16 protein-coding genes are annotated in these 23040 nt (G+C 53.6%); 11 read left to right on the top strand and 5 right to left on the bottom strand.

What is annotated here, in order from left to right; genetic code table 11:
- The first annotated feature begins 34 nt into the window (after positions 1–34).
- Entirely contained in the window at positions 35–985 is a 951-nt protein-coding gene (locus tag HMPREF1323_RS05785) for a glycosyltransferase family 2 protein (protein WP_188807754.1), read from the top strand.
- The gene (locus HMPREF1323_RS05780) at positions 978–2183 is read left to right on the top strand and encodes a glycosyltransferase family 87 protein (protein ID WP_009432987.1); all 1206 of its coding nucleotides are present in this window, start codon (positions 978–980) and stop codon (positions 2181–2183) included. The genes HMPREF1323_RS05785 and HMPREF1323_RS05780 overlap by 8 nt, the downstream gene beginning before the upstream one ends.
- A gap of 252 nt (positions 2184–2435) precedes the next feature.
- Here HMPREF1323_RS05780 and HMPREF1323_RS05775 read toward each other — a convergent pair whose 3' ends face one another.
- From HMPREF1323_RS05775 to HMPREF1323_RS05765, 3 genes are read right to left on the bottom strand one after another with little or no spacing between them, the layout of a single operon-like run.
- Positions 2436–2780: a GntR family transcriptional regulator gene (locus HMPREF1323_RS05775; protein WP_009432973.1), complete on the bottom strand. Its 345-nt coding sequence runs from the start codon at positions 2778–2780 to the stop codon at positions 2436–2438.
- 5 nt (positions 2781–2785) lie between these two features.
- Positions 2786–3574 carry a hypothetical protein gene (locus HMPREF1323_RS05770; RefSeq protein ID WP_009433184.1) on the bottom strand — a complete coding sequence of 263 codons (789 nt, stop codon included), beginning with the start codon at positions 3572–3574 and terminating at the stop codon, positions 2786–2788.
- 8 nt (positions 3575–3582) lie between these two features.
- The gene (locus HMPREF1323_RS05765) at positions 3583–4437 is read right to left on the bottom strand and encodes an ABC transporter ATP-binding protein (RefSeq protein ID WP_009433127.1); all 855 of its coding nucleotides are present in this window, start codon (positions 4435–4437) and stop codon (positions 3583–3585) included.
- A gap of 1063 nt (positions 4438–5500) precedes the next feature.
- On the opposite strand from HMPREF1323_RS05765, the gene HMPREF1323_RS05760 reads away from it, so the two are divergent.
- From HMPREF1323_RS05760 to priA, 9 genes are all read left to right on the top strand, one after another.
- On the top strand, positions 5501–8440 hold the full coding sequence (locus HMPREF1323_RS05760; RefSeq protein ID WP_083845367.1) for a SusC/RagA family TonB-linked outer membrane protein: 2940 nt from the start codon (positions 5501–5503) through the stop codon (positions 8438–8440).
- A gap of 31 nt (positions 8441–8471) precedes the next feature.
- Positions 8472–10016, top strand: a complete 1545-nt coding sequence (locus tag HMPREF1323_RS05755) for a SusD/RagB family nutrient-binding outer membrane lipoprotein (RefSeq protein WP_009433178.1) — start codon at positions 8472–8474, stop codon at positions 10014–10016.
- Between the two features lie 36 nt (positions 10017–10052).
- A complete protein-coding gene (locus HMPREF1323_RS05750; RefSeq protein WP_009433040.1) occupies positions 10053–11192 on the top strand; it encodes a glycoside hydrolase family 18 in 1140 nt (379 codons plus the stop codon).
- Positions 11193–11210: 18 nt separating this feature from the next.
- Positions 11211–12395: a DUF1735 and LamG domain-containing protein gene (locus HMPREF1323_RS09015; protein WP_052312358.1), complete on the top strand. Its 1185-nt coding sequence runs from the start codon at positions 11211–11213 to the stop codon at positions 12393–12395.
- A 23-nt stretch (positions 12396–12418) separates the two neighbouring features.
- Entirely contained in the window at positions 12419–13453 is a 1035-nt protein-coding gene (locus tag HMPREF1323_RS05740) for a discoidin domain-containing protein (RefSeq protein WP_009432948.1), read from the top strand.
- A gap of 570 nt (positions 13454–14023) precedes the next feature.
- Positions 14024–14614 carry a cob(I)yrinic acid a,c-diamide adenosyltransferase gene (locus HMPREF1323_RS05735; protein ID WP_044124084.1) on the top strand — a complete coding sequence of 197 codons (591 nt, stop codon included), beginning with the start codon at positions 14024–14026 and terminating at the stop codon, positions 14612–14614.
- Positions 14614–16113: a cobyric acid synthase gene (locus HMPREF1323_RS05730; RefSeq protein ID WP_009433146.1), complete on the top strand. Its 1500-nt coding sequence runs from the start codon at positions 14614–14616 to the stop codon at positions 16111–16113. Before HMPREF1323_RS05735 ends, HMPREF1323_RS05730 begins: the two co-directional genes overlap by 1 nt.
- The gene (locus HMPREF1323_RS05725; RefSeq protein WP_009433198.1) at positions 16110–17150 is read left to right on the top strand and encodes an aminotransferase class I/II-fold pyridoxal phosphate-dependent enzyme; all 1041 of its coding nucleotides are present in this window, start codon (positions 16110–16112) and stop codon (positions 17148–17150) included. Before HMPREF1323_RS05730 ends, HMPREF1323_RS05725 begins: the two co-directional genes overlap by 4 nt.
- A complete protein-coding gene (gene priA, locus HMPREF1323_RS05720; protein ID WP_009433041.1) occupies positions 17147–19648 on the top strand; it encodes a replication restart helicase PriA in 2502 nt (833 codons plus the stop codon). Before HMPREF1323_RS05725 ends, priA begins: the two co-directional genes overlap by 4 nt.
- Before the next feature lie 78 nt (positions 19649–19726).
- Here priA and dnaG read toward each other — a convergent pair whose 3' ends face one another.
- Together dnaG and kdsB are read right to left on the bottom strand one after the other, a co-directional pair.
- On the bottom strand, positions 19727–21844 hold the full coding sequence (dnaG, locus tag HMPREF1323_RS05715) for a DNA primase (RefSeq protein WP_009433121.1): 2118 nt from the start codon (positions 21842–21844) through the stop codon (positions 19727–19729).
- 26 nt (positions 21845–21870) lie between these two features.
- Complete coding sequence (kdsB, locus tag HMPREF1323_RS05710; RefSeq protein ID WP_009432937.1) at positions 21871–22605, bottom strand: 3-deoxy-manno-octulosonate cytidylyltransferase; 735 nt, start codon at positions 22603–22605, stop codon at positions 21871–21873.
- Positions 22606–23040 lie beyond the last annotated feature (435 nt).

The following is a 23040-nucleotide window of genomic DNA, read 5'->3' as shown; positions in this document are numbered from 1 at the left end:
TCATCCCTCTGATCATCACATGATCTCTATCCCCATTCCCCGCTTAGTGATCGTCTCCCCGTGCTACAACGAGGAGGCGATCCTTGCTTATTCTGCTCGCGAACTCACGACTCTCCTTGAGCGCCTCATCGCAGCAGGTAAGATCCTTCCCACAAGTCACGTCCTCTACGTCAATGATGGCAGTCGTGACCGTACCTGGGAGCTGATAGAAGAGCTTCACCGAGAGAATCACTTCATCGATGGACTTTGTCTGGCGGGTAATGTGGGACATCAGTCTGCGATCATGGCGGGGATGATGACGGCACGAGACTTCGCTGATGCTGTAGTCACGATTGATGCCGATCTACAGGATGACTTAGGCGCGCTCGAGGAAATGATCGATCGCTATCTGGAGGGCTATGATATCGTCTATGGCGTGAAGGTCTCACGCACGGCGGATCCTCTCCTCAAGCGCACCTCGGCATTGGCATTCTATCGCCTGCAGAGTGCTATGGGGATTCGTGCGATTTACAATCATGCGGACTTCCGTCTGATGAGTCGTCGTGCGCTGGATGCTTTGGCTTGCTACCCTGAGCGCAATCTCTATCTGCGTGGGATCATTCCTCAGCTGGGCTATGCTTCTACGACTGTCGACGACGTCATCAGTGAACGCGTCGCTGGGGAATCGAAGTACACGCTGCGCAAGATGCTTCTGCTGGCGGTAGATGGTATCACTTCCTTCACGACAAGGCCTATCAGCTGGATCATCGGTATGGGACTGCTGTGCCTGCTTATCAGCATTTGCATGGCGGTGTATGTGCTGGTCTCTTACATCGAGCACTTGTCCGTGCCGGGTTGGGCTTCGCTGATGCTCTCCTTATGGTTCATCGGGAGCATTGTCCTGCTGTCGCTCGGCGTCATCGGGCAGTATATCGGGAAGATCTATATCGAGATCAAGCAGCGCCCACGCTATCATATCGCTCAGCACCTCAAGCACCATGACTAAGGACCAACCCTTACTTCGCCTGTGCGCTAAGCTGCAGGCCTTCTTCCACAAGCCTTTCTTCTCGAATCCGCGCACGCTCTTTGGGCTGTGGACGCTCTTGGCTGTGGTCGCAGGGCTGACGAAGATGGCGCCGCACCGCCATAATAATTTCCTCATCTTCCGTGGAGTCTTCTGGCACACCATCCAGAAGCTGTCGCTGTATGACTTCTATCCGACGGAGTACAACGACCACAATCACTACGGCCCGATCTTTAGTCTCGTCATCGCTCCTTTTGCGGTGGTGCCCGATGCTATAGGTCTTCTCCTCTGGCTCGTGGTGCTGGCGCTCGGCATGTATTATGCAGTGCGTCGCCTACCACTTGAAGAAGGGCGACAGATCTTCCTCTACTGGTTCTGCGCGCATGAGCTACTTACGGCGCTGCAGATGCAGCAGTTCAATATCGCCATCGCTGCCATCATCATCGGTTCCTTTGCAGCTATCGAGAAGGGAAAAGAAGTCACGGCCGCCTTCCTCATTGTCTTGGGGACGTTCGTCAAGCTCTATGGCGTCGTCGGCTTGGCATTCTTCTTCTTCGTCAAGCGCAAGCCCCGCTTCATCCTGGCTCTCATCGGCTGGTCGGTCGTGTGCTTTGTTGCGCCGATGCTGATCAGTAGCCCCGAGTATGTCATAGGGCAATACGTCGAGTGGTACGAACGACTTGCGGCGAAGAACGGTGAGAACACCTTCTCCCTGATGCAGAACATCTCGCTTCTGGGGATGATCCGCAAGGCCTCGGGCTCGGCTTCCTACTCCGACCTCTTGGTCATCCTCCCTGGGCTGGCGCTCTTTGGCTTGCCTTACCTTCGCTTCGGGCAGTACCGCCACTTGGCATTCCGCTACGCGATACTTAGCTCGGTGCTTCTCTTTGTAGTACTTTTCAGTACGGGCAGCGAGTCAAGCACCTACATTATACCTTTCGCTGGGATCACGCTGTGGTACACGACGAGTCCGTGGAAGCGCTCGGGCTGGGACGTAGCCCTGCTGGTCTTCGCCTTCGTGCTAAGTAGTCTATCGCCTTCGGACCTCTTCCCCCGCAGCCTGCGAGAGGCGTATGTCTTGCCTTATGCCTTGAAGGCACTTCCTCCCACGCTCATTTGGCTGCGCCTGAGCTACGAACTTCTGACGCGCGACTACGCCCCTTCTAAGACGGCTCTATAGTGCCTTCGTCAGTGGCTCCAATAGGCTTCGGAGAAAAGTAATATAACTTCTGAGGAAAAGTAATATAACTTTCACTCGAAAGTAATATAACATTTGCCTGAAAGTAATATAACATTGGGACAGAAGTAATATAACTTCCAAACGAAAGGTATATACCCTTTGCTCCTCACCTCTATAACGCGCCGTGCCCCGCATACCTAATCCCGATGGGATAGGCATGCGGGGCACGCTGAAAGTAGTGGAGTAGGAGGCTTAGAGATCGAGTGCCTTGCGGAGCTCTTCGCTGGTGATGCCGAGAAGCTCTGCATCACGACGGAAGCGAGGGATAGACTCTTCGTGGAAGACTCTACGCTTCTCAGCACGGATGGTTTCTACCGCCCCTTCGCTGATATAGTAGCCAAGGCCGCGCATGGGATATACCAGACCACGGAGAGCCAACTTATCGTAGGCGTGAACGACGGTATTGGGGGCGACCTGCATCAGTTCGGCCATGTCGCGCACCGAGGGGATACGCTCGCCTTCGGTGAATCGCCCCGTCAGTACACCTTCGTTGATGTAGTCGATGATATGGGCAAAGCCCACGTTGGAGAATGCCATAGCAATTACTTGATTTGGATGGTCTTGAGGCGATGGTAGATAGCCCAGGTGAGGAAGAGGTCGATGAGCCCGAAGATGATCAGGATGATCCAACCATAATCACGGTCGGTGAGGGGATGCTCTATCGAGTAACGGTATATCTCCTCTTCGAAGTTGAGGACGATGGTGAGGAAGATGAGGAAGCCACTGAACTCTACGAACGCCGCAGCACACAGCCCGAAGATCGCCTTGCGGAAGTGGATCATGCAGAGCGTCACGAGTAGTGGCAACTGTAGTCCCATAGAGAGAATAGCTGCTGAGTCTTTTAGAGATAGGTGCCCATAAAAGAACTGTATCGGGAGTGCCCATTCCAAAACATTGCTGAATCCCCCAGGGACGAAGATCCCAAAGATGCCAGAGATAATCAGCGTAGAGAGAAGCGAGATGAGGTAATAGCCCAAGCTGAGTAGGGCAATACTTATCATCTTCTCTCCAGCCGAAGCGGGGATCTGGGTATAAGCACCAGGCGAAGGCTTATGTACGCACTTATTGATCCAGATCAAGATATAGATGATCGTCCCTATAAGGTAGGGACCGATGACTCCGCCTCTACCATAGACGTCAGCCAGTTCGACGAAGGCCTCTTGGATATCAAATCCCTTCGTGAGGAAAAGGGTCAGGAACGGGAAGCCGAAGAATGCCACCGCCATGATAGCATGGAAGATGAGCAGTGGGCGCAGGGTGCTGAAGAAGCCTTCTACAGTGAGAAGGTAGATGCGCCCAAATGAGGAGCGATGTAGCGTGGAGGTATTCATCGTAGCGCTTATTTAGAGGTGTCTGATGGAGTGTGAAGGTGACGCATGAGTTCTTCGCCTCGGCTGACGACAGCATTGAAGAAGAGCTCCATGCTGAAGGTATCCGTTACGGCCTCGCCTTGAAGTGGTAGGATGCCGACGGTACCACCTAGCGAAGGCTCAGTATAGAGTGCGCGAGCTTCTTCGTCGGGACTGACGAGGCCGAAGTAAAGACGCTCGGAGAGATCAGCGATAGATTCGTTGCAGTAGATGCTACCACGCTCGAGGATGACGATGCGGTCGATGAGCTGCTCAAGATCTCGTACTTGGTGCGTGCTGATGATGACCGTCTGCTCTTCGCTGAGGTGACGAGCTACGGCGCGGCGGAATTCTCCCTTCGAAGGAATATCCAGTCCGTTCGTCGGTTCATCGAGGAGAAGCAGGGGTATACGGAGTGAGAGAGCGAAGGCAATCAGTGCCTTCTTCTTCTGCCCCTGTGAGACCTTGCCCAAGTTCATCTTCCAGTCGAGCGAGAAGGTCTCGATGAGTTCGTGGGCAATAGCTTCATCGTAGTTGGGGTAGAAGGGAGCGCAGAGGTCGAAGTAGCGTCGGATGGTGATCTGAGGTACGTGGATCTCTTCGGGCAGGAGGTAGACCTGCTGGAGGAAGGCGACCTTACGTTCGCGAGGTGTGAAGCCAAGGACGTTGATCTCACCTTGCTTCGAGAAGAGCTGGCCACAGAGATTCTTCAGGAGTGTAGTCTTGCCCTCGCCGTTTTTACCGAGGAGCCCTACGACGCTACCCTGAGGTAGGCTCAGGTCGAGGCCACTGAAGACTGGGCGCCCTGACTTGTAGCCGAAGGAAAGTTGCTTAGTTGTGATCATAGGACAGTAATATTTATATGTGGTGTACTGCTTATCTGTAACACTGCAAAGGTAGCAAACTTTTCATAAGGTGTATCACCTATCTGATATTTCCTCTCACTTCCCTCTTTACCTATATATACCGTGTGCCTCCGAGTGAAGGAGAATCGGGTAGGGGAGCTTTCTGGAATCCTCTTATATAGGGTGGGTTTCTCAACCAGTACTGGTCACTGAGCTGACCAGTACTGGTCGGAGCTCAGACCAGTACTGGTATATATTACGAACCAGTACTGCTCCGATGAGTGACCAGTACTGGTTCGTTTCCTCTCTCTTATCGCTCTCTTCTAATTAGCTGGTATATAGTCTAATTTGTGGTGTGCTATTTCTCCCGTTGAGGTGCGACTGTTCCAAGTATCTCCCTATAGTGGACTGATCAAGAGCGTAGGGTGGTTCTGATCCCAATAATAGGTGCGTCGAAGATCTACTTTTTGAGCTGTCTTTTGCTTTCCTCGAACGATTGCATCGTATTTGTTGTAGAATGGTGCTTCTAACAGTCAAGTTGCGTAGCGCCATCTTATGGTTGTATGTGGCAGGATAATAGGGGGTTATGAGTGTTGTTATATACTTAAATATTTTAGGAAGTAAGTATTTGTCTTCTTGCGACTTCCGTAAGAATTTAATTATTACTTTTGCTCGCACTTACAACGGAACATGATTACTGCTCGCGCCTTCGTGCAACAGACTAATCGCTCCTCGGAGCTTTGTGCTGCTCTCAACCTGGATGGTTGGGGGCTTTCCTCCGTTGCTATACCTGATCTACTCCAAGACGGGGCTATTGATACGGCTTATGTATTGATCCCCGTACCGGCTTTCCCTCAATCAGTCGTTTGCTCACTGCTGCCGCTTGTCCCACAAGGTGCTGTGCAGGGGAGCTTCGCAGCCTTTTCTCTCTAATCCCCAGAGAAAGCATAGAGGCTAAGATTACCCTCCGCTTATTTTTTTAGTTTTAAATATGAAGAAAGTACTATCTATCCTCATGATCCTCTTCCTTACGGTCGCTACCGCGATGGCGTAGGGAAAGAGCATCAGTGGTGTCGTCCTCGATGCCACGAATCATGAGCCTGTGATCGGGGCTTCCGTCCTGGTCAAGGGCGTACAAGGTCAAGGTGCTTCCACGGACATCAACGGGAAGTTTACCTTGAAGAACGTGAAGTCAGGTGCCGTCCTCGTCGTGTCGTCTATCGGCTACGCGAAGAAGGAGGTCCCTGTCGGTAACCAGACGGAGCTGAAGATCGAGCTCTCCGGTGAAGACAACCAGCTCCAAGGTGTCGTCGTCACCGCTCTCGGTATCAAGCGCTCGCAGAAGGCCCTGAGCTATAATGTCCAGGAGATCAAGAACGATGCTCTGACGACGGTGAAGGATGCCAACTTCATGAACAGTCTCAACGGTAAGGTCGCTGGTGTGAATATCAACAGCTCTGCTGCTGGTATCGGTGGTGCTACGCGTGTCGTCATGCGTGGTATCAAGTCTATCTCGGCGAATAACAATGCGCTCTACGTAATCGACGGGGTGCCCATCTTCAACGTGAATAATGGTAGCACCTCAGGTGAGTACTCTTCACAGCCAAGTGGTGAAGGTATCTCAGACATCAATCCCGATGATATCGAGAGCATGAGTGTCCTCAGTGGTCCTGCTGCTGCTGCTCTCTACGGCTCAAGTGCTGCTCAGGGGGTCATCCTCATCACCACGAAGAAGGGTAAGGAAGGTAAGGTTAAGCTCGAGTATAGCAACAGCACGACCTTCTCCAATCCCTTCATCATGCCTCGCTTCCAGACGGAATATGGCAATCAGCCTGGTTCCTTCAAGAGCTGGGGTGCTAAGGGTAGTGCACTGTCATACGATCCTGCTAAGTTCTTCAACACCGGTACGAACGTCATCAACTCTATCGCTCTGACAACGGGTACGGAGAAGAACCAGACCTATATCTCTGCTGCTACGACGAATGCTGCTGGGATCCTCCCCAACAACAAGTACAACCGATACAACTTCACCATCCGCAACTCGACCAAGTTCCTCGGTGACAAGCTGACGCTGGACCTCGGTGCACAGTACATCCTCCAGGATCAGAAGAACATGGTGGCTCAGGGTTACTACTACAACCCCCTGCCTGCTCTCTACCTCTATCCTCGTGGTGAGAACTTCGACGAAGTGCGTCAGTACGAGATCTATGACGAAGCTCGTAACATCAGCGTACAGAACTGGCGCTGGGGTAATGGCGGTATCGATATGGAGAACCCCTACTGGCAGATGTATCGTAAGAACCGCGAGCAGGACCGTGAGCGCTACATGCTCAACGGTAGCCTAAAGTGGAAGCTCGCTAGCTGGATCGATCTGACGGGTCGTATCCGCATCGATAATTCGATCGTCAACTCTAAGGATAAGTTCTACGCTGGTACCGATACCTACTGGACTGGTGGTAGCGCGAAGGGTCGCTATGGTCAGAGCAAGTCTGAAGAAAAGCAGATGTATGCTGACGCTATGGCCAACATCAACAAGAGCTTCGGCGAGGACTACAACCTCTCCGCTAATATCGGTGGTAGCCTCTCTAACACCTCGTACAACTCTCTTGGCTATGGCGGTCCTCTGTCAGATGTCCCCAATGGCTTCAACGTCTATAACATCGACCGTAACAACGGCTCACCCAGCGCTGGTGGTTGGAGAGAACGTGCCCTTGCTCTATTCGGTAGCGCTGAAGTAGGCTACAAGCGCATGCTCTTCCTCACGGTGACGGCTCGTAATGAGTGGTCTTCTACTCTGGCTGGCACGGATCAGCTCTCTTACTTCTTCCCCTCTATTGGTCTCTCGGGCGTGATTTCTGATATGATCCAGCTGCCTAAGGCCATCAACTACCTCAAGGCTCGCGTATCTTATGCTGACGTAGGTTCGCCCCTGCCTCGCAACCTCACGCAGCCCCGCTACACTTGGGATGGTAGTTCACGTACGTGGGTTGCTCCTACCTATCGTCCTCTCGGTAAGCTCTATCCAGAAAAGACGTCTTCTTGGGAAGCCGGTGTGAACTCGCGTTTCCTGCGCAATGCACTCTCACTGGATATCACTTGGTATCTCTCGGATACGAAGAACCAGACCTTCAACGTGACGACTTCTCCTGCGAGTGGTTACTCCTCGATGTATGTGCAGTCGGGTAATGTCCGCAACTATGGTATGGAGTTCGCTCTCGGCTATCGTCAGGACTTCGGTAAGCTAAACTGGGAAACCAACGTGACCTACAGCTTCAACCGCAACCGCATCGTCGAGCTCCTCGACAACTACTATGACCCCGTCACCAAGGAAACCTACAGCCTGCCCTTCCTCAACCAGGGGAATGTACGTCTGGTGAAGGATGGTACGATGGGTGACCTCTACACGTCCGCTGACTTCAAGCGTGACCAGGAGGGTAACATCTGGATCGACCCCTCGACCAACAACGTCGTCAAGGAAGAGATCTCTCCTCGCAAGATCGGTAGTGTGCTGCCTAGCGGTAACCTCGGCTGGCGCAATAGCTTCTCTTATAAGGGTATCAACCTGACGGCTCTTCTCACGGCTCGCTTCGGTGGTCAGGTGACCTCCATGACGCAGGCTATGATGGATGCTTACGGTGTCTCTAAGACGTCTGGTGATGCACGTAATGCCGGTGGTATCAAGGTCAACAAGGGTCTTGTAGACGCTGAAGGCTACTACAATGTAGTCGGTGGCCGCGGTGGTCTCACGCAGGAATATCTCTATGATGCTACCAACGTACGTCTTCAGGAGCTCTCTCTTGCCTATACGCTCCCCAAGAAGTGGCTTGCTAACAAGGCTCGTCTCACGGCTTCTGTCGTAGGGCGTAACCTCTTGATGATCTACAATCACGCTCCATTCGACCCTGAAGCAACGGCTTCTACGGGTACGTATAACCAGGGTTCGGACATCTTCATGATGCCATCACTGCGTAGCTTCGGCTTCAGCATCAAGATGGAGTTCTAAGCTTCGCTCCCATTAAGCATTACTATTAGCAATGAATATATCTAAGAAGATCCTGGTGACCTCGCTGGTCATAGCGGGTGTCCTCTCAAGTTGTACAAAGGGCTTTGATGAGATCAATGCACCTGAGAATACCTTCACCAAGGAGCAGCTCCGTGGTGATAACTATGAGATCGCAGCTTCCTTCCCCAAGCTCCAGTCGCTGATCGTACCTGCCGACCAGTCGGGTTACTTCCAGCACTTCAGCCTTACTGGGGATATCTGGGGCCGCTTCCTCATGTCGAACACGAAGTGGAATAACAACTTCTCCGTGTATCGCTACATGCATGAGGGTTGGCTGAATACGCCTTTCAATATCCTGACGAGCTTCTATCCTGAATTCCGTAAGGTCAAGGAAGCTACGAATGGTCAGGGTATCACCTTCGCTCTGGCGCTGATCAACCGCGTCGGTCTGATGCACCGCCTCACCGACCTCTATGGTCCCATCCCCTACACGCAGATCGAGGGTGGTAACCTAAAGGTCGCCTATGACTCTCAGGAAGTCGTCTATAAGGCGATGCTCGCTGACCTCAACACTGCTATTAACGATCTGACGCTCTATGTTTCGGCTAATCCATCAGCTAAGGTGATGGCAGACCAAGATCTGATCTATCGTGGTGACCTGACGAAGTGGGTGCGCTTCGCTAACTCCCTCAAGCTTCGTCTGGCGATGCGTATGCGCTATGTAGAGCCTACGCTTGCTAAGACTGCAGTCGAAGAAGCTGTGAACCACACCATCGGTGTGATCACGGATAATGCAGACAATGCTATCATCCGTCAGAAGGGGAATAGCATGCTTTGGCTGATCACAAACGCTTGGAGCGATGCTCGTGTAGCAGCTGACCTGACGAGCTACATGAATGGGTACAACGACCCACGTCGTGCTTCTTACTTCACGGCTTCTGGCTTCACTGGGGCTGGATATGATGGTATCCGCTCAGGCTCTAACCAGGATGGTAGTGAGTACAACAAGTACTCTAACGTCAAGGTCGGGAATAGCGATCCTACGATCATCCTCACGGCAAGTGAAGTAGCCTTCCTCAAGGCTGAGGCTGCACTCATCGGCTGGAACGTCGGTGGTGCTACGGCTAAGAGTCTCTACGAAGATGGCGTACGCCTCTCCTTTGCTCAGTGGGGGGCTGGCTCTGCTGATAGCTATCTGACCAGCACGGCTACTCCTGGCAACTATACCGACCCCTCTGGTCGCTATAGCACGGGTGCCGTCAGCACGATCACTCCTCAGTGGGGGGACTCTGATTCGGATGAGAAGAATCTGGAGCGTATCATTACGCAGAAGTGGATCGCTCTGTGGCCTCTCGGCTTCGAAGGCTGGTGTGAACACCGTCGCACGGGCTACCCCAAGTTCTTCCCTGTAGTAGGGACTGTTGAGTCAGCCTATGCTCATATGGATGTAGCTAACCGTCTGCCCTTCTCTCGTACGGAGTACGACGTGAACTCGGCAAACGTACAGGCTGCTATCAAGCTCCTCGGTGGACCTGATGACTATGCTACAAAGATGTGGTGGCAGAAGAAGAACTAAGGTGCACCATAGTATCCATATTTAAGAACTAAGTATATGAAGAATATAAAGCGTTTGGCCCTAGCCGCAGGTGCTATCGTCGTACTTGGAGCAACCTCTTGCTCCAAGTGGACGGAGCTCGAGCAGTACAAGCCAACAGATAAGAGTGGTAACATCACGACCGAGGACTACTATGCTAACCTGCGTGCCTTCAAGCAGAGCGGTGCACCTCTTGGCTTCGGTTGGTTTGGCGGTTGGACTGGCGTCGGAGCTTCGATGAAGACGCAGCTCATGGGTCTTCCCGATAGCTTGGGTATTGTCTCTCTCTGGGGGGCTGGTGTCGCTGAGTTTGATGAAGCCCGTCGCGAAGACCTCAAGAAGGTACAGACCCTCAAGGGTACGAAGGTCCTCACGGGCTTCCAGGTCAATAGTGTCGGTGCTCAGCTGACTCCCCATGATAAGACCGCAGAAGAATACTGGGGATGGGAGAGCGGTACGAGTGCAGAAGCTCAGGCTAAGCAGACGGCTGCTATCATCAAGTACGCTAATGCACTCTGTGACCTCGTCGATAAGCTCGGCCTTGATGGCTTCGACTACGACTTCGAGCCTAACTACGAAGGCGAAGGTAACCTGTGGTTCGACCACACGTGGACGGAGGCTAATTCCGGCTGGCGCAAGCTCACGGAAGAAGAGAAGGTGATCAAGACGAAGAACATGACGACCTTTATCTCCACTCTTGGTAAGCGTCTCGGCCCTCAGTCTGGTACGGGTAAGCTTCTTACGCTCAATGGTGAGCCTCAGAAGATGGTACCTGCTCTCGGGAAGTACTTCAACTATTTTATCGTCCAGGCTTATGATAGCTGGGGTGATGGAGACCTCGATGCTCGCCTCAAGAGCACGATCAACAACTACAGCGGTGAGCTCGATGCAGCTGAAGTTGCTCGCAAGTACATCGTCACAGAGAACTTCGAGAAGTGGGCTGGTCAAGGTGGTGCCACCTATACCGACCGCTCTGGCAATGTGATGAGAAGTGTCGAAGGTATGGCTCGCTGGCTCCCTGTCGTAGATGGGAAGACGCTTCAGAAGGCAGGTGTAGGTACCTACCACATGGAGTATGAGTACACTGTCAGTGGTAACGCTGGTACGTATCCTGCACTTCGCAAGGCCATGCGTATCATGGCTCCTCCCGTCAAGTAATTAATTATCCGTAAAGCAATGAATAAGATGAATAAGACGATGCTTTGTGGTATTGCGCTCGCAGCGGCCTTCCTCTCAGGTTGCTCCAATGCTGAGTACAAGCCCTTGGATAACTCTCTCTATATAAGTGGTGCTGCGGCTGATCCTCTGCGCATCATCACGGTTGGTGATGCAAATAGCACGACGTCTATCCTCGTGCGTACAGCAGCTCCTGCTAAGCAGACGCTCACTGTGAATCTCGCAGTACAGCAGTCCGCACTTGACGCTTATAACAAGCGCAATGATGCCAACTATGAGCTGCTCCCTGCAGAGTTCTATACGCTTTCTGCTACTTCGCTCACGATCGAGCAGGGCAAGGTCTCCACGCCTGAGCTGACTGTCACGATCAAGCCCTTCACCGAAGAGCTCAGCAAGACGGGTAAGAAGTACGCTATTCCCCTCTCGATCGTCTCTGTATCTGGTGCAGATCTCTCCATCCTTCAGGGTGAAAAGGATTTCATCATCGCATGTGATCAGGTGATCAAGACGAAGGCTATCAAGCTCCTTCCTCAGCAGGGTATGAAGACTTCCTTCGCTGACGGTATCAAGACGGATACGTGGTCTGTCGAGATGCGCATCAAGAGTGACAACATTCGTCCTGAGTACAACAACCAGTCATTCATGGGGATCTCCTCTGGTATCGCTGGTGGTGGTGAAGCTTCTGGCTTCATCTTCGGTCGCTGGGAAGGTGATGTCCTCCAGTTCAAGGTCAATGGCCACGATGGTGTATCTGCTACGATCAAGCCTGAGACCAATAAGTGGTATCACGTGGCTCTCGTATGTGCTAACGGTACGCTCTCTATCTATATCAATGGTCAGCTGAACAAGCAGGAGCAGAACCTTAAGTTCGCTACCGTTGGTCAGTATAAGGACTTCACGTTTGCTTATCCTCGCTGGGCAAATCACCCCTATCGTAAGTCCAACTACTACATGAGCGAAATCCGCTTCTGGAATCGTGCTCTCACGGCAGCTCAGATCCGTCGCAACCGCTTCTCTATCGACCCCGCTACCACAGGCCTCGTCGCTTACTGGAAGCTTAACGAAGGGGAAGGTACTACCTTCAAGGATGCTACGGGCCACGGCCACGACCTCGAGCTCTATCACGGAGCTAATCAGCGCAATGCGGCCTCACAGTGGGTAGACATCCGCTCTGACGAAGACTAACTATCACATAGATTATCATCCATATGAAGAGATATAATAAACATTGGATCCTTGGCCTCTGTGCTGCTACGATGGCACTTGGTCTGGCTTCATGTAAGAAGGATGCGGATTCAGTAGATACCCTCCTAGAGCGTAACTATCCTCCCCGTGTCTATATCCAAGCAGACCGCTATTCGGTACCTGTCAATAACTATCCCCTCCTGCACAGCAGCACGGGTATCACAGGGACTAACGTCGGCTACTTCACCGTTCGTCTCAATCGTCCCTCGACTCAGGATGTCGTCGTGACGCTCAAGTCGACGGTGGACAACGCTGAGATCGCTAGTGCTCTCACGCTCAGTGCTACTGAGGTCACGATCAAGGCGGGTCAGATCTCCAGTGAGCAAGTCTCTACGACGCTTGATCTAGCTGCTCTCGCTGCTCGTGAAGCAGCCGAGGAGTACACGGTCAAGGTCGTCATCGAGTCGATCAAGAGCGCTGCCAGCGGTGTCGCTATCAGCAGCAATCTCAACCTCTATACGGCTACCTTCACGAAGTCCGCTCGCAGTGAAGATGCTCTTGTCGTAGGAGAGTCAGGTTACGACTTCTCGTCGGTCAACTACTTCGATCAGGCAGAGCGTACTACGAAGTGGACGGTATCTCAGATCACCCCTGGTATCGACGGTGGTAATGATCCTAAGCGCATCCTTGACGGTAATGGTGGTACAGACTTTGCGTCGAACAACCGAGGCTTCAGCTTCGTCGTTGACTTCGGTAAGGTTGTTACTAAGTTCCGTGGTATCGTTGCCTACTACTGGGCTGACTGGGCTGCTCCCCGTGAGATCCAGCTCGAGTGCTCGGTAGATGGCACGAAGTGGACTAACCTCGGTCGTGCCGACATCTCAGGGCTCTCGGGTAATGACAAGGCCTTAGTCGGTCTGAAGAAGGCTTATCCTGCTCGCTACGTCCGCTACACGATCACGAAGCCTGTGGGTCGTACCTCGGTGACTGAGTTCTACGCATTCGAAGATCCCGCTGAGGCTACTGCCGATGACATCTTCAGTGGCGCTACTGAATAGTCTCACCTCCCCTATGATCCGCCCCTCGAAGGTCCGTCCTTCGAGGGGCGGATTCTTTTTGGAGGGAGGAGAAAGGGGGGGGAAGAGTCGGGGAAAGCAAAGCACCTCCAAGCTGCTTCTCCGAGTACGATAAGGTGTATGCTTCCAAAGGATATATACCCTCCTTCCAAATGTTATATTACTTCTCACTGAATGTTATATTACTTTCAGTCGAATGTTATATTACTTTCGGTCGGATGTTATATTACTTTCCGATAGAAGTTATATTACTTCTCTCCGAATGTTACTCTACTTCCTCCAGAAAGAGAGGTATTTTCATTGAAAAGTAGAGGTATTTCTGAGAGAAAGTAGAGGTGTTTTTGGGGGCGGGTCATTGGAGGGGGGAGAGATGGGTCAATTAAAGGGCGAATGAACGGCTTTTGCTTCGCTTCGAAGGTGCTTCGAGGAGCGGGCGTGAGTAGTGTTTCTTCTGCTCGCTTGATGAATGCCTTCGCACACATGCTATACGGTGGAATTGCGCTATTTTTGTCGGGGCGATATCCGCCCAACCTCAAGCTTACACGACAAGTAATGGCAAGAATAATGACCAAAACCGGAGACAAGGGAACCACCGGAATATTCGGTGGCGAGCGAGTCCCCAAAGATGATCCACGTATCGAAGCCAACGGTGCGATGGACGAACTTAATGCTCACCTTGGATTGATAAGAGCCCACATCCCTACTGAAGATCCCCGTCACCGCTTCTTCGGCGAAGTGCAGATGCGCATCATGCAAGCCATGAGCCTTATCGCTACACGTAGCGAGCGCCGCGAAGAGAATCCCAACCACTTTGACCTGCAGTGGGTCGAGGAGTTGGAGGCTGAGACGGCGCGCCTGATGGCTGATATCCCAGAGAATGGCTTCTTCATCCTCCCTGGCGGCACGATCCTCTCGGCCGAAATGCAGCTGGCGCGTACCGTCGCACGACGTGCCGAGCGCCGCTTATGGACCTTGGAGCGATTGGATCCACTTCCCGAGGGGCTGATCCCTTGGGTCAATCGAATGAGCGACTGGCTCTTCGTCTCGGCCAAATGGGAGATGCACCAGCAGGGCTGGCCTGAAGATCGCTGGCAGGCCTTCAGCTACAAGCGCAAGAAAAAGCAGCCAGCCCCCGCTGAATAATGGATAAGATCGAGAGCAAACGACTGGCACCGCTGATGCTCGTCGGTACAGGAAGTGACGTGGGGAAGAGCATCCTCACGGCCGGATTTTGTCGCATCTTCAAGCAAGATGGCTACAGACCTGCACCGTTCAAAGCGCAGAACATGGCTCTAAACTCCTTCGTTACGCCCGAGGGATTAGAGTTGGGCCGTGCGCAAGCTGTGCAAGCTGAGGCCGCAGGTATCCCTTGTCATACGGACATGAATCCTGTGCTTCTCAAGCCCAGCTCAGATAAGACGTCCCAGGTCATCCTGCATGGGCGCCCCATCGGCAATAAAGATGCGTACCAATACTTCCGTACCGTGGGGCGCGGTGAGCTTCGTGGCGAAGTACATGCTGCCTTTGATCGCTTGGCTTCTCGCTACAACCCCATCGTACTCGAAGGTGCAGGGAGTATCTCCGAGCTGAACCTCCAGGACTCGGACATTGTGAATATGCCGATGGCTGCGTATGCTGGCGCTCGGGTAATCCTTGTCGCCGACATCGATCGTGGAGGAGTCTTTGCCTCAGTCTATGGCTCGATCATGCTGCAGAAGTCTGAGTGGCGGGAGCTGATCGTAGGAGTCATCATCAATAAGTTCCGCGGTGACCTGCGTCTTTTCGACGAAGGGCGCCAGCTTCTGGAGTCGCTTTGCGGTGTGCCTGTACTTGGAGTCGTCCCGTACATGAATGACGTGCACATCGAAGAAGAGGACTCCGTCGCGCTCTCCAAGCGTGCTTTCTCCGCTCAGCAGGGGAAGGTCAACGTGGCAGTCGTACTCCTTCGCTACATATCCAACTACACCGACTTCGCGCGCCTCGAGCAAGATGAGCGCGTTCATCTCTTCTATACGAACAATGTAGAGGAGCTGCAGCAGGCAGATATCATCATTGTGCCTGGGAGTAAGAGTACGCTCTCGGACCTCTATGAGCTGCGCCGCAATGGAGTAGCTCAAGCTATCATCCGCGCTCATCGTGCAGGGAAGATGATCCTCGGTATTTGTGGCGGGTATCAGATCTTAGGTCAAGAGGTTTACGACCCAGATGGGGTAGAGGGTGACTTGACTCGTCTGCCAGGCTTGGGCTTGCTCCCGATCGCCACGGAGATGGCTGCTGAGAAGGTCACTACACAAGCGACCTTCACTCTTATAGGTAGTGACGTCCCCTGTAGTGGCTACGAGATCCATATGGGGAGAAGCCGTGTCGTAGATGGCTTCGACGTCTCGCCCTTAGTCAAGATGTCTGATGGCCGTCTTGAGGGCTACTGCGTCGGAGATCATTGCATGGGTACCTACCTGCACGGCATTCTCGACAATGAGATCTTTATCGAGCGACTACTTCAGCCCTTCGCTGAGCGCCTTCATGAGCAAGCTGCGGGGCGAGACTATGCCACCTTCAAGGAAACTCAGTACGACAAGCTCGCCGAACATCTCCGCCAGCACGTCGATCTGGAGCGAATCTATCAGCTACTTGAGCGATGAGAGACGGACACGGCGATGACCTCCACCGCTATGAGCGGATACGTGCGAACTTCAGCTCGAACGTAACGAGCCTCACGGACCCCACTTCGCTGCGGGAACACCTCAGAGGAGAGATTGATCGTATTGGTTCGTACCCCGAGCCTACTGCCGCTTCGCTTGGGAAATCCCTTGCGAAGCATCACGGCTTAGCTGATGACGAGGTGCTCGTGACAAGTGGTGCGACCGAAGGGATCTACCTCATCGCACAGGCTTATCGAGAGCTTGTACATTATTATAGCCCTGATCCGACCTTCAGTGAATACAGAGATGCGGGAAGACTCTTTGCACGTGAGCAGTGGGAGCTGGAGACTTTCGAGCCCGGTCAAGATACTCCTGCGGGAGTCTATTGGCTTTGCTCACCGAATAATCCCACCGGGCAAGTCTATTCGCAGGACTTCTTAGAGGCACTTTGGAGTCGCTACCCGCAGATCTACTTCGTCATCGATAGTTCGTATAGCTACTTCACGGAGGCTGCTCTTCCTGATCCCAAAGAAACCATACAGCGTTTCCCCAACGTCATCTTTGTCGCTTCTCTGACCAAGCGATATGCTATGCCGGGATTGCGCTTGGGATACGTGATGGCGTACAGTGAGGTCATTGACCGACTAAGCGAATATGCTGCGCCGTGGTCGGTTGGATCGCTCGCCATCTCAGCAGGAGAATGGATCGTCCGTAATGACTTCCCGCACCTACTGGACCGACGTCAGCTTTTTGTAGAGAGTGAGCGTATATGGAATGCTATCAAGTCGCTCCCATACTTCGATCCTCAGCCGACAGATACGCACTTCTTCCTTGTGCGTTGTACTCATCCAGCGATAGGAAGTGGAGCCGAGCTGAAAGAGATCTTAGCGCAGCGCTACGGGCTTTTGGTTCGTGATGCGACGAACTTTGGCTACTCTTCCCCCACGATACGTATTGCAGCACAGCGCCCCGAGGAGAATGATCTTCTCATCGCTGCACTCACCGAGCTCTCCTCTTCACTTAAGCTTACTTTATGATCCGAGTAGAGGTCATCATCCCCTTAGCCTTAGACGGGCTATTTAGCTATGCAGTTCCCGAGGTGCTTATTAGTGAAGCACCTGGATTCAGCGTGGGTTGTCGTGTCGTTGTGCCTTTTGGTGGCAAGCGATACTATACGGGGGTGGTCTTCTCTATGGATAAGGAGGCGGAGGTAACCGCTTGTAAGGAGGTCGAGCAAATCCTTGATGCTACTCCGATCATCCCCGAAGCTACGCTGAAGCAATGGGAATGGATGGCATACTATTATGCTTGTCCGCTGGGCTCCATCCTTCGAGATGCGCTCCCCTCAGGGCTACTTCCCGAGAGCAAGACGATGCTTTCGCTTGTGGAAGGCTTTGAGGCGGAAGGCACACTTCCTCCTGCGGAGCTGCTGATCTTAGATACACTTGCCGAGAAGGGGGCGATGACGACGGAGCAACTAGAGCGACTTGTCGGCCGAAGACTTACTCGCCCGCTCCTCCATCTCATTGAGTTGGGAGCGGTACATACTGAGGAGGCGCTCCAGCCACGCTATCGTCCGAAGCTCGCCCGCTATCTTCGCCTTGCCCCCGAATATCAAGAAGATGAGGGAGCTCTCTCTACTCTCTTCGATGGACTTAACCGTGCGCCACGGCAAGCAGAGCTATTGATGGCCTTCCTTGAGGCACTTCGGGAGACGGGACAAGATCATTCAGGCGCCTTACACCGCTCCGTCTTGCTCGAATCTGTACCAAAGAGCGAAGCACAACTACGTGCTCTCATTGAGAAAGGCATCTTGGAGCAGGTCTTAGAGCCTGTAAGCCGACTGCGAGCAGTGGAGCCTTCAAGCAGAGAATCCTCTATTGCAGATGTAGAGCCATTGACCCATCCCGTGACACTCTATTATGGGCATACGGCAGAGGATAAAGAACGCTATATCTTGGGGCAGATCATAGCGACGCTGGCTCGTGGTGGTCAGGTGCTCTATCTAACGTCTTCGGTGCATTCGGTCCCGTCGGCAGCTGGATTTATGCAGCGACTTGCCGAGATCGCAGGAGCCAATTACTATCCCTATCATAGTCTCATCGGTGAGGCGGTGCGAGTAGAGACGTACCTTCGTCTCTCTAAGCTCGACGGCCCTGCCCTTGTCGTGGGGACACGTTCGGCTATATATGTGCCGCTTCCTCGCTTATCTCTGGTTATCATTGACGAGGAGCAGGAATATCTTTATAAGCAACAGCTCGTAGCTCCACGCTATCATGCTCGCGATGTTGCTCTCTGGCGAGCGCACCAATCAGGGGCTCAAGTGCTCCTTACTTCCCTTACTCCCTCGGCAGAAGTACTCTTCCATGCCCTGCGTGGGAAGTACCAGCTGCTACGTCCCGAGCCTTTCTCTGCGGAGACTACTTCGCAATCCCAGCAGGTCTTACCCACCATTGAGCCCATTGATCTCAAGCGCCTACGGCAGCTACGTGAGGTCGAGTGGGGACATACGCTGACGCCCTACCTTCTCGAAGAGATTCGCACCACGATAGCTCGAGGAAAGAAGGTGCTCCTCCTGCAGAATCGTCGAGGCTACGCTCCCTATGTGACGTGTGATGCCTGCCAAAACCGCCTGCTGTGCCCGAACTGTGATGTGAGTCTTACTTATCATCGCACTCGTGCAGCCCTTCTCTGCCACTACTGTGGTTACACAGCTGCGCTACCCGAGGCTTGCCCGAGCTGTGGAGCCATTGAGGTCACGATGAAGTCTGGGCTTCGTCCCGCGCTGCGTCAAGTAGGTTATGGTATCGAGCGTGTGGAAGAGGAGCTCAAGGAGAAGCTTCCCGCCTATGAAGTGCTACGTATCGACAGCGATACCTTTTCATCGCAGAAGAAGCGTATGGAGCTACTCGAGCAGATCGAGTCGGGAAGTGCTGAGATCCTCTTGGGTACTCAGCTTATACGCAACCAACCGATATGGGAGGGTATTGGCTTGATCGCCGTTGTACAGCTCGATGCCGTCCTGGGTGTGCCAGACTTTCGCTCGGAGGAGCGTGCCTATCAGCTGCTCCATCAGCTTAGACTTCGCTCCCGTGCTCCTCGGGAAGACTGCCCTCGCTACTTGATCCAAACGAGTCGTACGGAGCAAGCCTTTATTAAGGCGCTGCAAGTAGGTGACTACGATGCCTTCATCAACGAGGTTCTCGCAGAGCGTGAAGCGACGAACTTCCCGCCATTCACTCGCCTAACGCACCTTTGGCTAAGAGGAAAGGATGAGCGCTTACTGGCCTCTGCAGCCTTAGTCCTCTCGCAGTATCTCAAGGGACTGCTCCCTAATGAGCGCGTGACGGATCCACAGATTCCCGATTTGGCTCGCTTGGAAGGCTACTACCAGCGGCAGATCGTCATACGTCGTCCCTTCCAGCAGTCGTACCGAGAGGAGCGAGCAGCCTTTGCTTCAGCACTACAGCAGCTACGGCTATCCATGCCTGAGAGCAAGCGTCTGCAGATCTACTTCGATGTAGATCCTCTCTAACTTCCTCGCGAAGCGCTCCTACAACAAGGGCGAAGGCTTATCATAAGCCTTCGCCCTTGCCGCTTTGATGTGGGGCAGTTATCCTATGATCGTGCGCTCACCGAGGAGATCGGAGAGGCGACGCTTCTGGACATTGAGGCGCGTGATCTCGGTCATGCATTCGAGGATCTTTGTGCTGTCTCCTGCTCGCTGGGCTTGCTTGATCTCCTGATGTAGCCCGTCAATGAATCGCACTAAGAGCGCCATCTTATAGCTATTGCAAGCGCGCAGGGCAAGTGAGCCTAAGTAGCGAGCTTCCTTGCGGGCTTCTTCTTCTCGCTCTTCCTCTTCGCTGAGGATACGGGAGGAGAAGGAGCTCCCAGCACCACCTATCTGGAGATCTTGATCGGGGCGATATTCTAAGAGATCGCTCTCGGCAAGGAGAGCTGTCGTAATCTCTCGGAGTGGCGCCTCTGGATGGTTGGCAAAGTAGGTCGCAGGGGAGATCTGCTTCTCGAGGCACTCACTGCGAAGCTCAACCATGAAGCGAGCAAAGAGTGGGGAATACTCTTGGTCTGCGCCGACCATGATGAGCTCGCGCTCGATGAAGTAGCTGAGGATAAAAGTAGAGTCCTGCTCGGGATAAATCTCGTCTTCGAACTCTGGAGTACCTAAGCCCTGGGGGATGATGATCTCACGGTCGCTGTAGAGTAGGAGCAGCTGCATGAGTTCACGCTCGAAGGGCTTGATACTTTCCTCGATGACCAGCGGACTGAGATATTTATCAGATGATGGAGTTGGCTCGGAGGGTGTCGGCTCCGTGAAGGACGGAGGGATAGGTGCTGATGGAGTAGGGGGGGCGACTGGCGCTGTCCGCTGCGGAGAGGTGAAGCCCTGAGCTGTCACACCTTGGCGTCGGAGCTTATTGACCTCGGACTGCAGGAGTTCTTCGCTCATCCTCAGAGCTGTCGAAGAGCTTTGTATCAGCACAGCACGCTGGATGGTGTCAGGGATGAGTGCGATGCTGCGCATGATGTCGGATATTAGCTCAGCTCGGCGCAAGGGATCCCGCTCCATCTCCTCGTGATAGAGGTCGATCTTGAAGTGGATGAAGTCCGTCTCGTGCTCATCCAAATAGGCTTGCAGCTCGGTATTGCTGTGGCTACGTGCGAAGGAGTCGGGGTCTTCGCCATCGGGCAGGAGCACGACCTTGATGCGGAAGCCTTCCTCCAGCAGAAGGTCAATACCACGTAGAGCGGCCTTGATCCCCGCCGCATCGCCGTCGTAGAGCACGGTGATAGTCGTGGTGAAGCGACGGATAAGGCGTATCTGATCGATCGTGAGGGCTGTACCCGAAGAAGAGACGACGTTCTCAATCCCCGCCTGATACATGGATAGGACGTCGGTGTAGCCTTCGACGAGATAGCACTTGCCGAGCTTGGAGATCGCGCTCTTTGCCCAATAGAGGCCGTAGAGCTCACGGCTCTTTGAGTAGATGAGGCTCTCGGGGGAGTTGACGTACTTGGCTGTCTTAGCCGTCTTACTCATCACGCGTCCACCGAAGGCAACATAGCGCCCACTGAGGTTGCGCACAGGGAAGATGACGCGCCCACGGAAGCGGTCGATAGCCTTGCCGGGGTGGTCTTCATATTCGATGGATAGCCCGACTTCGGCGAGGCGCTTCAGCGGATAGCCCGACTTGATGGCTTGCTCCGTGAAGGCAGTCTTTGACTCGGGGGCGTAGCCGAGGCCGAAGCGCTCGATGGTCTCAGGGCGGATACCACGCTCGCGGAAGTAGGCAAGCCCCACTGTACGCCCTTCCTCGGTCTCGGTAAGCTGCGTCTGGAAGTACTTCGCTGCGTAGTCATTGATGATGAAGAGGCTCTCACGCTCGCTATTGCGCTGCTTCTCCTCTTCACTTTCTTCACGCTCGACGACCTCGATATTGTACTTCTTCGCCAGGTACTTGAGCGCATCCGAATAGGAGAGCTGCTCGTGCTTCATGATGAAGTTCAGCGGCGTACCGCCTTCGCCACAGGAGAAGCACTTGCAGATGTTCTTAGCGGGATTGACGTAGAAGGAGGGATTCCTATCGCTATGGAAGGGACATAGCCCGACGTAGCTCACTCCTTGGCGGCGTAGGCTGATGAAGTCGCTGACGACATCAAGGATCTGTGCGGAGTCGAGGATGCGCTGTCGGGTCTGCTGATCGATCACGGTCGGGAGGAGGCTATGGGGAGGGATTAGAGAGGAAGGCGCTTGAGGTCTTCGGGCGTATCGATGCCGATGGACTCTTGGTCAGAGAGCATGACACGGATGCGCAGCCCAGCCTCGAGCCAACGGAGCTGCTCGAGACGCTCGCTCTCCTCCAGCGGGGAGGCGGGAAGGCTCTGTATCGTCGGGAGGACGTGAGTGCGGAAGGCGTAGAGCCCGATGTGCTTGAGGAAGGTATGTTCCTTTGCCCAAGGCCTTTCGACTGAGCGGAGATAGGGGATGACGGAGCGACTAAAGTAGAGTGCATAGCCTGTGGAGGTGCTACGTACGAGCTTGACGGCGTTCGGGTTAGCCAGCTCTTCGTTGGTCGCCGTGGAGGGGAAGGGCTGGGCCAAGGTCGCCAGATCTACCGAGGGATCGTCGAAGGCCGAGATAAGGAGGCGGATCTGCTCGTCGGCGATGAAGGGCTCATCTCCCTGTAGATTGATCAAGACATCTGCGGGCTCTGCGAGGAGTTGGTAGGCTTCGAGGCAGCGCTCGGTGCCCGACTGGTGGTCGGGCGAAGTCATCACGGCGCGGTAGCCCTGCTCGGTGACCGTGGTGAAGATCCGCTTATCGTCGGTCGCGACGACGACATCGGAGCACACAGCGAGGGCACGCTCTACGACACGGATGATCATAGGCTTGCCCCCGATATCTACGAGGGGTTTACCAGGGAATCGGGTCGAGGCGTAGCGGGCGGGTATGATGGTCAGGATGCGCATAGCTTGAAGTTGCTTGATTGTCTTGTAGTCGGTGAAGCCTCTGCGGACTCACTGTGCAAAGATACTATCATTCGCGGAGCATCTCGCAGTGTAGGCTGATGTCGGGCTGAGGCGTGTGCAAAGCGAGCACATGCCCGCCGCTTTATCGCGTGAGAGAAGGTGAGGCGGAGTGCCCAAGGCTTGGAGACTGCCCGCTCTATATGCGGGCGGAAACATCTGTATATACGCAGGAAAATTTCCGTATATACGAAAATAAATTTCTGCATATACAAAAAAATATTTCCGCATATGCGAAATTTTATCGCCGTGCACACAGAGATTTATCGCCGCATATTCAGCGCCTTCTCTGCGGGTATGACTGCACCTTTTTTGCCTGCCTCTTCCCAGTCAGAAAGACCATCCCCCTGAAGCGCTCTGAGGAGCCTCCAGGGGGAT

The sequence above is a fragment of the Porphyromonas sp. oral taxon 279 str. F0450 genome (assembly GCF_000292995.1).
In the GTDB taxonomy this organism is placed as follows: domain Bacteria; phylum Bacteroidota; class Bacteroidia; order Bacteroidales; family Porphyromonadaceae; genus Porphyromonas; species Porphyromonas pasteri.
This window is presented reverse-complemented; position numbering and strand designations above follow the sequence as displayed.